This window comes from Micromonospora sp. NPDC049047 (assembly GCF_040649135.1).
In the GTDB taxonomy this organism is placed as follows: Bacteria; Actinomycetota; Actinomycetes; order Mycobacteriales; family Micromonosporaceae; genus Micromonospora.
Map to the genome: position 1 here is coordinate 80392 of NZ_JBEZEY010000020.1, position 12643 is coordinate 93034.

The window sequence follows — 12643 nt, forward strand, 5'->3', positions numbered from 1 at the left end:
CCGGGGACGTCGGTAGGATTGCGGAGATTCGGCAGGGCCATCTGCCCGCCACGGCTTCCACCAGGGCTGACCGGCGCCTCCGCGTGCGCCGGCGGAAGCGGGGCGTGCGCGGTGCGGTCGATGCAGACGGCGGGTAGCAACGGAGGTAGAAGATGTCCGGCCACTCAAAGTGGGCGACGACCAAGCACAAGAAGGCCGTCATCGACGCCAAGCGCGGCAAGATGTTCGCCAAGCTGATCAAGAACGTCGAGGTGGCCGCGCGGACCGGCGGTGGCGACCCCTCCGGTAACCCGACGCTCTTCGACGCCATCCAGAAGGCGAAGAAGAGTTCGGTGCCGAACGACAACATCGACCGCGCCGTCAAGCGTGGCTCCGGCCTGGAGGCTGGCGGCGCCGACTGGCAGACGATCATGTACGAGGGCTACGGGCCCAACGGCGTGGCCATGCTCATCGAGTGCCTCACCGACAACCGCAACCGGGCGGCCACCGAGGTGCGCACCGCGCTGACCCGCAACGGCGGTTCGCTCGCCGACGCCGGCTCGGTGTCGTACCTGTTCTCCCGCAAGGGCGTGGTGATCGTGCCCAAGGAGGGCACCAGCGAGGACGACGTGATGATGGCGGTCCTCGACGCCGGTGCCGAGGAGGTCAACGACCTCGGTGAGGCGTACGAGGTGGTGTCCGAGCCGACCGACCTGATCCCGGTGCGGACCGCGCTGCAGGACGCCGGCATCGAGTACGAGTCGGCCGAGTCGTCTCTCGTTCCCAGCATGAACATCCCGCTGGACGAGGAGGGCGCGCGCAAGATCTTCAAGCTGATCGACGTCCTGGAGGACTGCGACGACGTGCAGAACGTCTACGCGAACTTCGACGTCAGCGACGACGTGATGGCGGCGGTCGACGCCTGACCCGCGCGGTTGCCGCTGCCGTCCGCCGGGCCGGGCGTCCGGTGGACGTCAGCGGCCCCCGCCGCGCGCTGTCGGGCCGACCAGGGCCGGGAACGGAAAGTCGATGTCGAAGCGCTCGTCGGTGTGGACGTCCCGGTAGACCCACTGGCGCGGCCCGACCTGCTCGGCCGTCGACCCGCGGGTGTAGCCGGCCAGCGCGCCGAAGACGACGACCACGCCGCCGAAGTTGTCGCCGAACCACAGCTCTACCTGGTGCCGATCCGGCTCGACGTCGCGCTGCTGGACGTCCTGCACGACCATGCCGCCGGGCCCGACACCGTCGTACGCCTCCTGAAACCGCTGGTAGGCGGGAAGGTCCCCGGCCAGGCGTTCGACATCGACGTCCGTGAAGACGAACGCGGCGAACTCTCGGATGCTGCCCGCCGACCGCACCGGAAACTCGGTGACCAGGATGAACGTCCGGCGCTGCTGGTCCCATCGGTAGCCGAAGACGAGCGCCTCGGTGATGTGGTTGAGCGCCGCCCGAGGGTCGCGCATCGGCTCCACCAGGCCTCCTTCGTGGATCGTGCGGACCGGCCCTCGGGCACGATATGAGCTGTCACCCGGGGATGCTATGACAGCTGATGTCGCACGGTCGTCCCCGGAATTCCCACTCATCCCGCCCGAGCGCCCACGCCGGGTTGGCACCCCGCCAGCGGGTACGCTGCCTCGGTGAGCGAGGACGTGCCGGCGGAAATGGTGGTGCACCGGTTCGCGCCGGGCGACGCGGTAGTGCGGCGGGAGGTGCTGCGCGGCGAGGTGTGGTTCGGCTGCCCGACGATCGTCGTCGAGGACTCACCCGACCTGCTCGCCCTCTACCTCCCACCGGGGGCCGAGTTCGGCTTCCCGACGGCGGGTGTCTTCCCGTGCGGGCGTCACCCGTGGGAGACCGCTGGGCACCGCTCCTGGTCCGGGCACGGCAAGCTGATGCTGCAACGCCCCGGCGAGGCGCACTCCGTCGACGTCTTCTGGACCGGCCCCGGGCGCGACTTCGCCGGCTGGTACTTCAACCTCCAGGACCCGGTACGGCGTACGGCCATCGGGGTGGACACCCTCGACCACGAGTTGGACCTGTGGTGGGGCGCGGATGCCGACCGGTATGTCTGGAAGGACGTGGAGATCTTCGCCCAGCGTCTCGTCGAGGGCCGCTACCCGGGCATGGGCGACGCCATCCGGGCCGAGGGTGACCGGATCGCGGCGCTGCTCGACGCGGGCGAGCGCTGGTGGGACCCGGCGTGGGCGAAGTGGCAGCCGGACCCTTCCTGGTCGGCGCCGCCGCTGCCCGCCGGCTGGGACCGGGTGCCGCCCGCCCGCTGAGCCCGAACGGGCGTCGGCGTCCGATCAGGACACCGACGCCCGCGGCCGAACCGTCGGCTCAGCCGATCGTCTCCCGCTCCCGCCAGGCGGTCCGCAGGGAGGTCCGGCCATTGGTGCGCAGCAGCGACCCCTCGTACACCCGAGCCCCGGCGAGCACGAACGCCCCGGCGGCGAGCAGCAGGATGACAAGCGAGACGAACGGCTCCCAGCCGGCCGCGTCACCGGTGAACAGCCGCAGTGGCATGGCCGTGGGCGACGAGAACGGCAGGTAGGACAGCACCCGCATCGCTGTGTCGTTGTCGTTCAGGAAGATCACCGCGAAGAACGGCAGCATGACAGCGAGCTGTACCGGCGTGGAGACGGCGGAGATGTCCTCCTGCCGGTTGGCAAGTGCCCCGGCCGCCGCCCACATCGCCGCGAGCAGCACGAAACCGAGCAGGAAGAACGGCACGAACCAGCCGATCGCCGGGGCGAGCAGGGAGAGCAGACCGCCGCTGTCGCCGAGTTGGAGCCCGATCACCGCCACCACCGCGATCAACGCGATCTGCGCGAACGCCAGGATGGCGCCGGCTACCACCTTCCCGGCCAGCAGCGCCCGCACCGGCACCGCCGCGACCAGGATCTCCACGATCCGGGTCTGCTTCTCCTCGACGACGCTCTGCGCGATCTGCAGACCGAACGTCTGCGAGGTGATGAAGAAGACGAACGCGAAGACGAACGGCACCAGGAACGCCACCACCGGGTCCACCGCGTCCGGGTCGAGCAACTGCACCGGCGGCGAGCTGCTCAACGCCTGGACCACGTCGGTGGGGGGCTCGTCCATCGCGAGGACCTTCGGACCGGCGACCACCGCCGCGTCCACGTCACCGTCGCGGACGGCCTGCTCGGCGGCGCGGTCGTCGGCCACCACGCGGACGTCGAGTCCGGCGTCCCGCAGCGGCCCGGCGGCCTGCTGGGTGACCGCCACCGTGTCCGGGCTACCGGAGAGCAGTGGCGGCAGGATGGTGCCCGCCGCCGCGATCAGCAGGAAGAAGAGGGTGCCGAACAGGAAGGTACGGTCGCGCAGCTTGACCCGGATCTCCCGTTCGGCGACGAGCCGGGTGGCCTGGGTGATGTTCACTGGGTGACCTCTCGGAAGATCTCGGTGAGGGAGGGGCTGACCGGGCGGAACGCGCGGACCGGACCGCGCGCCAGGGCGGCCTGTAGCACTGTCTGTTCGTCGGCGTCGGCCGGTAGGTCGAAGACGACCCGCGGGCCGTCCAGCTCGACAAGGGTCACCCCGGGTTGGTCGCGTACCCAACCGGCGTCGGTAGCCACCACCAGCTCGTAGCGGGGCACTGTGTACGAGTCACGTAGCTGCTGTCGGCTGCCGGAGGCCCGGATCACCCCGTCCCCGATGATCACCAGGTCGTCGCAGAGGCGTTCCACGACGTCGAGCTGATGGCTGGAGAAGAGCACCGGTGCGCCGGCCGAGGCCCGTTCCCGCAGCACTGTGACGACGGTGTCGACGGCGAGGGGGTCGAGGCCGGAGAACGGCTCGTCGAGCACCAGCACCTCGGGGTCGTGCACAAGCGCTGCCGCGATCTGCGCGCGTTGCTGGTTGCCCAGCGACAGCGTCTCCAGCAGGTCGTCGCCGCGTTCACCGAGACCGACCCGGTCCAGCAGGGTGTCGGTGGCCCGCCGGGCGGCGGGTGCGTCCAGGCCGTGCAGCCGGCCCAGGTAGGTCACCTGCTCCCGAGTGGTCATCTTGGGGTAGAGGCCGCGTTCCTCCGGCATGTAGCCGAAGCGTCGCCGGTCCTGCCGGGTCAGCGGGGCACCGCCCCAGCTCACCTCGCCGGCGTCGGAGGCGAGCACGCCCAGGATGATTCGCATGGTGGTGGTCTTGCCGGCGCCGTTGGCGCCCACGAAGCCGGTCATCCGGCCGGCGGCCACCTCGAAGGACACGTTCTTGAGCACCTGCCGGTCGCCGAAGCTGCGGTCGATGCCGTCGAGACGAAGCGTTCTGGTCACGCACCCACGCTAGATCGAATCTCCGGCCCCGCCGTCCGCCCGGTGGGTGAGCGGCGGGTCCGCCGCGCGACGGACGGCGCTCAGCCGCCGGGCCGGACCACCCCGTTCTCGTAGGCGAACACCACCGCCTGCACCCGGTCGCGCAGGCCGAGTTTGGCAAGCACCCGACTCACGTGGGTCTTCACCGTCGCCTCGCCCAGGTGGATGGCGGTGGCGATCTCCGCGTTGCTCGATCCGGCGGCGAGGAGCACAAGCACCTCCCGTTCCCGTGGTGTCAGCCCGGCCAGCGCGGCGTCCGCCTCCGGCCCCCGGTGGGCGGTGCCCGCCGGGTCTCCGGGTCGGGCGAATGTGGAGATCACCCTCCGGGTGATCTCCGGAGCGAGCAGACCATCGCCCCTGGCCAGCACCTGGATCGCCTCGATCAGCTCCTCCGGTGTGCCGTTCTTCAACAGGAACCCGCTGGCCCCGGCCCGCAGCGCGGCGAACAGGTAGTCGTCGCGGTCGAAGGTCGTGAGGATCAGCACCGCCGGCCCACCGGGCCCGTCGGCGGTGATCTGCCGGGTCGCCTCCAGGCCGTCCATCCGGGGCATCTCCACGTCCATGAGTACGACGTCGGGGCGGGTGGCTCGGGCCATGGCGACGGCCCGTTCACCGTCGGCGGCCTCGCCGACCACCTCGATGTCGTCCTCCACCTCGAGGATGACCCGGAAGCCGGTGCGGACGAGGTGCTGGTCGTCGGCGAGCAGCACCCGGATGGGCTGACCCGGGCCCGACCTCTGGTGGGCTGGCGTGGCGCTCATGCCGCGTGTCCCGTGCCGACGGCTGGCTCCCGCACGACGGCTGGCTCCCGGTCGTGGTGCGGCTCCCGTTCCGCGTCGGCCAGCGGCTCGGCCGTCGCCAGCGGGAAGCGGGCGCGTACCCGCCATCCGCCGCCGGCTCGGGGCCCGGCCTCCAGGTCGCCGTTGTGCGCGCCTACCCGTTCGCGCATCCCGATCAGGCCCAGCCCGACGGCGTTGACCCGGCCGCCGGCTCGCCCGTTGTCCGTCACGTCGACCTCCACCTCCCGGGCCAGGTAGCGGACCCGCACGTCCAGCAGGTCCGCGCCGGCGTGCTTCAGGGTGTTGGTCACCGCCTCCTGCGTGACCCGGTACACCGCCTGGGAGACCGATTCGGGCAGCGTGACGGGTGCGCCGTACACCCCGAGGGTTGCCGTCAGGCCCGCGGCCCGAGCGCGCTCGACCAGCTCACCGATCCGGTCGACGTCGCCGCCGGCCGGCGGCCCGGCGTCGGCCGCGCCGGGGGTCCGCAGCACGCCGAGCATCCGGCGCAGCTCGTCGACAGCGGTGCGGGCGCTCTGCTCGATGGCGCTGAGCGCGGTGCGGGCCTTGCCGGGATCGCGGTCGAACACCCGGCGGCAGGCGGACGCCTGCACTCCCATCACCGACACGTGGTGGGCGACCACGTCGTGCAGCTCCCGGGCGATCCGGACCCGTTCGCCGAGCACCGCCCGTTCCCGGGACTCGGCCTGCGACCGACGCAGGTCCTCGGCCTGGGTACGCAGCTCGTGTTCGCGGCGCGCGGCCACCCAGGCGGTCTCTCCGAAGAAGTACGCGAAACCGAGCGTCAGCAGGTTGACAAGCACTCCGGTGACCATGGCGGCGAGCACGGGTGGCACCGGACCGACCGCCTCGTCGAAGGCGTCGGCGGGAATGTGGTCGATCATCACGGCGTAGTAGATGCCCAGCCAGGCGAACATGGTGGCGATCACGCCGAGCCGCACCTGGCGGGCCCGCTGATGATCCGTGCCCCAGGCACCGGCGGTGTAGAGCGCGCAGAACAGCGCCCAGGCGGAGAACTGGGTCTCCGGGGCCGAGCGTGCCTGCGCGGCGATGAACACCAGGGCGACGACCAGCAGGGTGGCGACCGGCCAGCGTCGTCGCCAGACCAGCGGCAGCGTCACCGTGACGGTCCAGAACAACTGCTCCGGCCCGGACGGCGGCGGGCCCAGCAGGAACGCCCCCGTGCTGCGCGCCAGGGTGAGGCTGACCAGGGCCAACCCGGTCACCGCCAGCCCGATCCACAGGTCGTTGCGGCGCTGCTGGGTGGTGGGGCCCGGTCGGCGCCAGTCGTCTCGCGGTGCCACGGTCATCCAGGAACGATGCCACGCCGCCCGCGCCGCCGGTCGAGCGGGCGACCCGTGCCGGCGGGTCCGGTGAGCGGGCGGCGGCCCGACGCGGGTACGCGCCGGGCCGCCTGCTCTGGTGTCGCTCATGAGGTCGTCTGCTGGCGGGTCTTCCGGGCGGTGTCGACCAGGTCCCAGACCACGATCGCGACCGCGCCCACCGCGATGGCCAGGCCGAGGGAGTGCCGGTTGTCCGCCTCCGCCACCCAGCTCAGGCGCTCGGCCAGGGCCGGGTTGAGCAGGCGGTCGGAGAGCGCCAGCCACGCCACCGGCACCGTGAACGCCAGGTCGAGCAGCAGCTTGGTGCCGAACAGGGCCCAGGTCCAGCGCCCGATCCGGTACTTGACGACCTCGAAGATCACGCTGGCGACCAGCACGACGATGAGCGCCGGCAGCCAGAAGGACCACAGCGCCGGGTCGAGGATCGGGATGTTGCCGCCGTCGGTCTCGTGCACCCAGGAGTTGTAGTGCTGGAAGGGCAGGTAGCCGATGGTGAGCACCAACATGACCACCGATGCGATGGTGTCGGCGAGGGGGATGCGCCGGTGCGCCGGGGCGTCGGGCAGTTGGTCCACAGTCCACTCCGGCAGGTCCACCGCCGTCTGGGTGCGCTCGATGATGGCGAAGGTCAGGGTGAGCCAGAAGGCGATCTGCACGGCCACCTGTATGGCCGCGACGATGCCCGGCCCGATGGCCCCGAAGCCCTTTCCTTCGGCCGCCTCGACCACTGTGACGATCGTGCCGACGAGCGCCGGGATGAAGCTGAGCAGCAGCTTCAGCAGTCGCAGCCAGAGCAGGTAGTAGGTCGGGCCGATGAGCTGTAGCCGGCGGTCGGCGTACCGGGCGGCCAGCACGTCGGGGTTGCCCAGCTCGGTGAGCACCTCCCGTTCGGCGGTGGCGGGGTCCGCGCCACCGTCGGTCCGGCCCTCGATCATGTCGTCGATGGAGGCCCGCAGCTCGGTGGCGATCTCGTCGCGACGCTGGGCGGGCACCGAGCGCAGGGTGGCGGCGAGGTAGCGGTTGGTCAGGGTGTTCATCGGTTCACTCCTTGGATCAGCCCGGCGATGGAGGCCTGCACGGTGGCGAGGTCGTCGAGCAGCCGGCTCAGCATCGACTCGCCCTCGTCGCTGGTCCGGTAGAACTTGCGCGGCCGGTTCTCCTCGGTGTTCCACTCGCTGGTCAGCAGCCCCTGGTCCTCCAGCCGGCGCAGCAGCGGGTAGAGCGTGTTGGCGTCCACCGGGAAGCCGTGGTCGGTGAGCCGTTGCAGTAGTGCGTAGCCGTAGTCCGGTCGGCGTAGCGCGACCAGGCTGGCCACCACGACGGTGCCTCGACGCAACTCCTGCAGGTGCGTCCGTAGAACGTCCTCGCTAACCATGTGTCACACCATACTGTGTGCCACACGGTGTTGTCTACGCCGATAACAACGTATCTGGCGCGGCATGCGCGAACGGGGCGCCCGGTCGACACCGGACGCCCCGCCCCAGACGCTGCTCAGCAGGTCCCGCCCTGCCGGAAGTTCCGCTCGACGTAGCTGGCCAGACCGACCTGGAAGTAGCCCACACCCGGCCGGATCGGGTGCCCGGTGAACAGCTCCACCCGCGAACCGAACCGGACCAGGTACGCCTCGGCGGTCCCCGCGTCGTTGCGGATCAGCGCGCCCCGCGATCCGTAGATCGCCTCCAACTCGTCGAAGGACATACCAACCGAGGCCCCGGCGGGGGAGCGCGGCGGCGCGGTGGCGGTGCCGACCTCCACCAGTCGGCCGTCGCGGAAGGCCAGCAGGAGCACGCCGGCCCAGGAACCGGCCACGCCGGCGTTCACCACTCCGGCGCAGCCCGGGGCGGTCCAGTCGATCCGCCCGGCCGCGGTCAACGCCGCCAGGCTGGCGCCGATCCGGTACACCCCGGCGCCGCCGACGCCGAGCACCCGCGGGTGACCGTGCTCGGTGGTCATCGCGGCGGCGTACGGGGCACGCGCCGAGGCTGGCGCGGTGTTGCCGGCCGCCGCTGCCGCCGGGGCCGGACCGGCGACGGTAAGTGTGCCGGACGCCAGCGCGGCGGTGGCGGTGAGGACGATCCAGAGACGGTTCATGGTGGCTCCTTCGGTGATGGGTCTCCTGCCCTGTTAGTCACCGCGCGGTGGCCAATGGTTCGTCGGGTTGCCGACCGAGCCGGTCTACTGTGCAGAGAAACGCCTACCGACAGTGCGGCGGGGGTGACACGGTGACCGCTCCGCTGCGGATCGGGCCCTACGCCGTCGAACGGCTGCTGGGCGTCGGCTCGTTCGCAACCGTCTGGTTGGGCTACGACCCGGCGCTCGACGCGCACGTGGCGATCAAGGTCCTGGCCGAGAACTGGAGCCACGACCTGCGGGTCCGGGAACGCTTCCGCGACGAGGCCCGACTGCTGCGGCAGTTGGAGCACGAGCGGCTGGTCCGGGTACACGCCGTCGGTGAACTGCCCGACGGCCGGCCGTACGCGGTGCTGGCCTGGGCGGACGGGGGCAGCCTGCGGGACCGGCTGGCCAGCGGCCCGATGCCCGGCCCGACGGCGCTGCGCCTGCTCGGCGAGGTCTGCGCGGGCGTGACAGTGCTGCACCGGCACGGCGTCGTCCACCGCGATCTCACCCCGGGCAACATCCTGTTCCACTCCACCGGCGCGGGCACCGGCACCGAGCGCGTCCTGATCGCCGACCTCGGTCTCGCCAAGGCGTTGGCCACGGCCTCCGGCCTCACCGCACCGGCCGGTACCCCCGGCTACATGGCACCGGAGCAGGACGATCCGGGCGCGATTGTCGACGCCCGCGCCGACGTGTACGGGCTCGGCCGGCTCGGCATCCGGCTGCTCGCCGCCGATCCCCACGGCGTCCCGCCCGACCCGCCCCGACCGGGCGGCGTCCTGCGACTGCGCGCCGGCGTACCGGCACCGGTGGCGGCGGTGCTCCTGCGGGCCACCGCCCACCGGCCGGCCGACCGGTACCCGGACGCCGCAGCGCTGCACGCCGCGCTGAACCGGGCCACCAACCCGGTGCGGCAGTCGCCGCGACCGGTACCGGTGACCCGTCGCCGCCACCGGTTGTCGCTGGCCGTGGCGGTGGTGGCGGCCGTCGTGGTGGTGGGTCCCGAGCCGGGCGGCGTCGGGGCCGGGCCGCCCGGTGGTGGCACGTACACCGCCGGACCGCTCAGCGTGACACTGCCGGACGGCTGGTCGGCGACCGGTACGGCCTGGGCCGGTCAGTACGGCGCCGACGGCGAAGCGGATCCGGCTCTGGTGATGTCGCCGCAGCCCCGCCGGTGGGCCGCCGATCCCCGGGTGCCCGGCGCGTTCGTCGGCGTCTCCGTCAGCGTGGCCGCGCGCACCACACCCGCCGGGTTCCTGGCCGAACGCACGCACGGGGACTGCGCCGACACGGCGGCGCGCACCACCCGGCAGGCCGGCGTCGAGTGGACAGTGGTGACCTACCGCTGCGACCGGGGCCGGCCGCGGATCGTCGAGGCCGCCGGGCGGCATCCCCGCCGCGCCGCTCTGCTGTACGCGCAGATCGTGCCACCCGTGGACGGTGCACCCGACTTCGTGGACGTTCTGCTCGCCGGCGTACGCCTGCGGTAGGTGCGGCTGAACGCGCCCGGCCGCCGCAGGTGTGTAGCTGTCCCGGTGGCGGAGAATCATGAGCCGGTGACCGGTGGCACCATCCCCGGGTCAGCGGACCACCACCGTGATGGTGTACGCCCGGTCCGGCTGCGGGATCGTGACGTCGACAGTGCCGGGGCGGACGAACCTGATGTCCACCACCCCTGCCTCGTAGTGCTGGCTGACCAGTTCCGGACGGTCCACAGTTACCAGGCCGGGGCCGATGCCCTGGATCCGGAGCACCGCGCCGGTGGCGAAGCAGAGCGAGCCCAACAGGCTGAGCTCGGTCTCGGCAAGTGGCAGGTCGTAGCGGACCGCGCCCTGACACGCGGCGGGCGCGTCGGTCGACGGGGGAGTCGTTCGGGGCGTACCCCTCCCGATCGTCGGTGTGGGCGGCATCGGCACGGGCCGCCCGGCTGTCGACGGCGGCCGGGACGGCGACCCGACGGGGTGGGATGTCGCCGGAGGTGTCGTCATCGGCGTCGCCGGTTTCGGTGGTGTCGACGCTGACGTCGACGGGGGCGGCCGGCCGGGTTGGACGGGCAGCGGCGAGACCGCGTCGCTGCCGCAGGCGGTGACCGCCACGGTGGCCGCGACCGCGATGACGGCACCGGTGACGGCACGGCGCAGCGAGATCATCGCGGCCCGCTCCCTGGTCATCACCGCCGACCGACCGGCTCAGCCCTGGTCGACGCCGAGCCGTTGCCGCACCTGCCGGCGGGCCAGGTGCAGCCGGGACTTCACAGTGCCCACCGGCACGTCGATGAGTGCGGCGATCTCGGGATAGCTCAGCCCCAGGACGTCGCGCAGGGCCACCACCTCGGCCAGCTCGGGGTGGACCGCGTCGAAGGCGTCGAGCAGGTCGAGGCGGGTGCCGGCGACCACGCTGGTCCGCCGCGGGTCGGCCCGGTCCGGGACGGGCACCCCGCCGGCCTCCAGCCGGCAGCGGCGGCGCAGCGCGCGGTACGTCGAGCGGGCCCGGTTGGCGGTCAGCCGGTGCAGCCAGGTGCGGAACGAGGAGCGTCCCTCGAACCGGGTGATGCCGTTGGCCAGCGCCAGCAGGGTGTCCTGGCAGGCCTCCTCGGCGTCCTCCCGGTTGGGCAGGAACCTGGCGCACAGCCGCAACACCTCGGGGCGTACCGCGATTAGCAGGGCGTCCAGAGCCGCCGGGTCGCCGCGTGCGGCGGACCAGGCCAGCGCGTCGATATCGTTCGCGTCGGGCATGCCGGGTGTCCAATGCTCGCCGGTGCCGATCCCCGAGCGTACGACCGGTGCGGCCGTTGTGCCCCGGTACGGTCCGGCACCCGACCCGGACCGGCGCGCCTACTCGAAGCGCGACACGTCGCCGGCGCCCCGGCGCAGGATCTCCGGCTCGGGCCCGGACAGGTCGATCACGGTCGTCGGTTCCATGCCGCAGTCGCCGGCGTCGAGCACCGCGTCGAGCTGGTGGTCGAGCCGTTCCTTGATCTCCCAGCCCTGGGTCATCGGCTCGTCGTCGCCGGGCAGGACAAGCGTGCTGGACACCAGCGGCTCGCCCAGCTCGGCCAGCAGCGCCTGGGTGACGGTGTGCCGGGGCACCCGGACGCCGACGGTCCGCTTCTTGGGGTGCAGCATCCGGCGCGGCACCTCCCGGGTGGCCGGCAGGATGAAGGTGTAGCTGCCCGGGGTGGACGCCTTGACCAGGCGGAAGACCGAGTTGCTGATCTGGACGAACTGGCCGAGCTGCGCGAAGTCCCGGCAGATGAGCGTGAAGTGGTGCCGGTCGTCGAGCTGGCGGATCTGGCGGATCCGGTCCAGCCCGTCCTGGTTGCCGAGTTGGGTGCCGAGCGCGTAGCAGGAGTCGGTGGGGTAGGCGACCAGCCCACCGCCGCGGATCAGGTCGGCGACCTGGCCGATGATCCGGGGTTGCGGGTTCTCCGGGTGCACGTCGTAGTACCTGGCCATGTTGCGAGCCTAGGCGCATTCTTCGTGCGGACCGGACGAGGGCCCGGGGTGGATCCTGGGCGGGGTTCGCGGTAGGCGACCGGTGCCCGCCAGGAAGCCGGAAGGAAGCGCTATCTTGCGATCCCAGCGTCGAGCACTGCCAGGTCGTGGATGGATGGGTCGGTGACCGATGAGCGACTTCGGGATTCTGGTGGGTCGGGTGGAGGGTGCTGTCGATCTGCCTCGCTTGCTTGAGGAGGTGGGGGAGACTCTGGGCGTCCGCCTTCGGGAGATGCCCGAGGGTAGTCGCCGGTTCTGGGGCGAGTTGGGTGATCACCGCGTCTATGTGAACGACGAGTTCGATGTGAACGGCGTCGACGAGCCCACCGAGCCTTACCAGAGTCATCCCTACGAGATCATCGTCGACTCGGCCGATGATGTGGCCGGAAAGTCAATTGCGGTCCGTCTCTACGAAGCCATGAAGGGATCTGGTGAGTATCAGCTAATTCTGCTGAATGAAGGATTGTTCCTCGGTTCGACCCACTTCCCGGAGGAGGAGTGGTGAAGCCCTGGCCCGAAGTGGTGTGCCAGGCCACCGAGGCCGTCCGCGGAGTCCTGCCCAGATGATCGAGAGTTGA

At 71.7% G+C, this 12643-nt stretch carries 15 protein-coding genes; 4 read left to right on the forward strand and 11 right to left on the reverse strand.

All coding sequences use genetic code 11. The features are described from left to right. Nucleotides 1-152 precede the first annotated feature (152 nt). The gene (locus AB0B86_RS25975) at nt 153-905 is read left to right on the forward strand and encodes a YebC/PmpR family DNA-binding transcriptional regulator (RefSeq protein WP_357411882.1); all 753 of its coding nucleotides are present in this window, start codon (nt 153-155) and stop codon (nt 903-905) included. 48 nt (nt 906-953) lie between these two features. Here the strand turns inward: AB0B86_RS25975 and AB0B86_RS25980 are convergent, their stop codons facing one another. Continuing rightward, the gene (locus AB0B86_RS25980) at nt 954-1451 is read right to left on the reverse strand and encodes a hypothetical protein (protein ID WP_357419988.1); all 498 of its coding nucleotides are present in this window, start codon (nt 1449-1451) and stop codon (nt 954-956) included. 165 nt (nt 1452-1616) lie between these two features. On the opposite strand from AB0B86_RS25980, the gene AB0B86_RS25985 reads away from it, so the two are divergent. Beyond that, nucleotides 1617-2261, forward strand: coding sequence for a DUF402 domain-containing protein (locus tag AB0B86_RS25985; RefSeq protein ID WP_357411884.1), 645 nt, complete (start codon nt 1617-1619; stop codon nt 2259-2261). 58 nt (nt 2262-2319) lie between these two features. Here the strand turns inward: AB0B86_RS25985 and AB0B86_RS25990 are convergent, their stop codons facing one another. The 7 genes from AB0B86_RS25990 to AB0B86_RS26020 all read right to left on the reverse strand — a co-directional run bounded on the left by AB0B86_RS25990 (nt 2320) and on the right by AB0B86_RS26020 (nt 8544). Continuing rightward, nucleotides 2320-3381 (reverse strand): ABC transporter permease, encoded by a 1062-nt coding sequence (locus AB0B86_RS25990; RefSeq protein ID WP_357419990.1) that lies wholly within the window; start codon nt 3379-3381, stop codon nt 2320-2322. Continuing rightward, a complete protein-coding gene (locus AB0B86_RS25995; protein WP_357419991.1) occupies nt 3378-4271 on the reverse strand; it encodes an ATP-binding cassette domain-containing protein in 894 nt (297 codons plus the stop codon). Before AB0B86_RS25995 ends, AB0B86_RS25990 begins: the two co-directional genes overlap by 4 nt. Before the next feature lie 80 nt (nt 4272-4351). Continuing rightward, a complete protein-coding gene (locus AB0B86_RS26000; protein ID WP_357411887.1) occupies nt 4352-5071 on the reverse strand; it encodes a response regulator transcription factor in 720 nt (239 codons plus the stop codon). Further along, on the reverse strand, nt 5068-6420 hold the full coding sequence (locus tag AB0B86_RS26005) for a sensor histidine kinase (RefSeq protein WP_357419993.1): 1353 nt from the start codon (nt 6418-6420) through the stop codon (nt 5068-5070). The genes AB0B86_RS26000 and AB0B86_RS26005 overlap by 4 nt, the downstream gene beginning before the upstream one ends. 119 nt (nt 6421-6539) lie before the next feature. Further along, nucleotides 6540-7490, reverse strand: coding sequence for a permease prefix domain 1-containing protein (locus AB0B86_RS26010; protein WP_357411889.1), 951 nt, complete (start codon nt 7488-7490; stop codon nt 6540-6542). Further along, nucleotides 7487-7828 carry a PadR family transcriptional regulator gene (locus AB0B86_RS26015; RefSeq protein ID WP_357411890.1) on the reverse strand — a complete coding sequence of 114 codons (342 nt, stop codon included), beginning with the start codon at nt 7826-7828 and terminating at the stop codon, nt 7487-7489. The genes AB0B86_RS26010 and AB0B86_RS26015 overlap by 4 nt, the downstream gene beginning before the upstream one ends. 116 nt (nt 7829-7944) lie before the next feature. Beyond that, nucleotides 7945-8544, reverse strand: a complete 600-nt coding sequence (locus AB0B86_RS26020; RefSeq protein ID WP_357419995.1) for a hypothetical protein — start codon at nt 8542-8544, stop codon at nt 7945-7947. Nucleotides 8545-8675: 131 nt separating this feature from the next. Between AB0B86_RS26020 and AB0B86_RS26025 the strand changes: the two genes are divergently transcribed. Beyond that, nucleotides 8676-10061, forward strand: coding sequence for a serine/threonine-protein kinase (locus AB0B86_RS26025; protein ID WP_357411892.1), 1386 nt, complete (start codon nt 8676-8678; stop codon nt 10059-10061). A gap of 90 nt (nt 10062-10151) precedes the next feature. On the opposite strand, the gene AB0B86_RS26030 is transcribed toward AB0B86_RS26025, so the two are convergent. From AB0B86_RS26030 to AB0B86_RS26040, 3 genes are all read right to left on the reverse strand, one after another. Next, complete coding sequence (locus AB0B86_RS26030; protein WP_357411893.1) at nt 10152-10742, reverse strand: hypothetical protein; 591 nt, start codon at nt 10740-10742, stop codon at nt 10152-10154. A gap of 18 nt (nt 10743-10760) precedes the next feature. Then, nucleotides 10761-11306 carry an RNA polymerase sigma factor gene (locus tag AB0B86_RS26035; RefSeq protein ID WP_357419998.1) on the reverse strand — a complete coding sequence of 182 codons (546 nt, stop codon included), beginning with the start codon at nt 11304-11306 and terminating at the stop codon, nt 10761-10763. Nucleotides 11307-11405: 99 nt separating this feature from the next. After that, entirely contained in the window at nt 11406-12026 is a 621-nt protein-coding gene (locus AB0B86_RS26040) for an L-threonylcarbamoyladenylate synthase (RefSeq protein WP_357420000.1), read from the reverse strand. Between the two features lie 169 nt (nt 12027-12195). Between AB0B86_RS26040 and AB0B86_RS26045 the strand changes: the two genes are divergently transcribed. Beyond that, nucleotides 12196-12570 (forward strand): hypothetical protein, encoded by a 375-nt coding sequence (locus tag AB0B86_RS26045; RefSeq protein ID WP_357420003.1) that lies wholly within the window; start codon nt 12196-12198, stop codon nt 12568-12570. Nucleotides 12571-12643 lie beyond the last annotated feature (73 nt).

Bases quoted from the DNA above. Each gene is read 5' to 3' on its own strand.
- AB0B86_RS25975 (WP_357411882.1), top strand. From the start codon at position 153: ATGTCCGGCCACTCAAAGTGGGCGACGACCAAGCACAAGAAGGCCGTC.
- AB0B86_RS26000 (WP_357411887.1), bottom strand. From the start codon at position 5,071: ATGAGCGCCACGCCAGCCCACCAGAGGTCGGGCCCGGGTCAGCCCATC.
- AB0B86_RS26005 (WP_357419993.1), bottom strand. From the start codon at position 6,420: ATGACCGTGGCACCGCGAGACGACTGGCGCCGACCGGGCCCCACCACC.
- AB0B86_RS26010 (WP_357411889.1), bottom strand. From the start codon at position 7,490: ATGAACACCCTGACCAACCGCTACCTCGCCGCCACCCTGCGCTCGGTG.
- AB0B86_RS26015 (WP_357411890.1), bottom strand. From the start codon at position 7,828: ATGGTTAGCGAGGACGTTCTACGGACGCACCTGCAGGAGTTGCGTCGA.
- AB0B86_RS26020 (WP_357419995.1), bottom strand. From the start codon at position 8,544: ATGAACCGTCTCTGGATCGTCCTCACCGCCACCGCCGCGCTGGCGTCC.
- AB0B86_RS26030 (WP_357411893.1), bottom strand. From the start codon at position 10,742: ATGACCAGGGAGCGGGCCGCGATGATCTCGCTGCGCCGTGCCGTCACC.
- AB0B86_RS26035 (WP_357419998.1), bottom strand. From the start codon at position 11,306: ATGCCCGACGCGAACGATATCGACGCGCTGGCCTGGTCCGCCGCACGC.
- AB0B86_RS26040 (WP_357420000.1), bottom strand. From the start codon at position 12,026: ATGGCCAGGTACTACGACGTGCACCCGGAGAACCCGCAACCCCGGATC.
- AB0B86_RS26045 (WP_357420003.1), top strand. From the start codon at position 12,196: ATGAGCGACTTCGGGATTCTGGTGGGTCGGGTGGAGGGTGCTGTCGAT.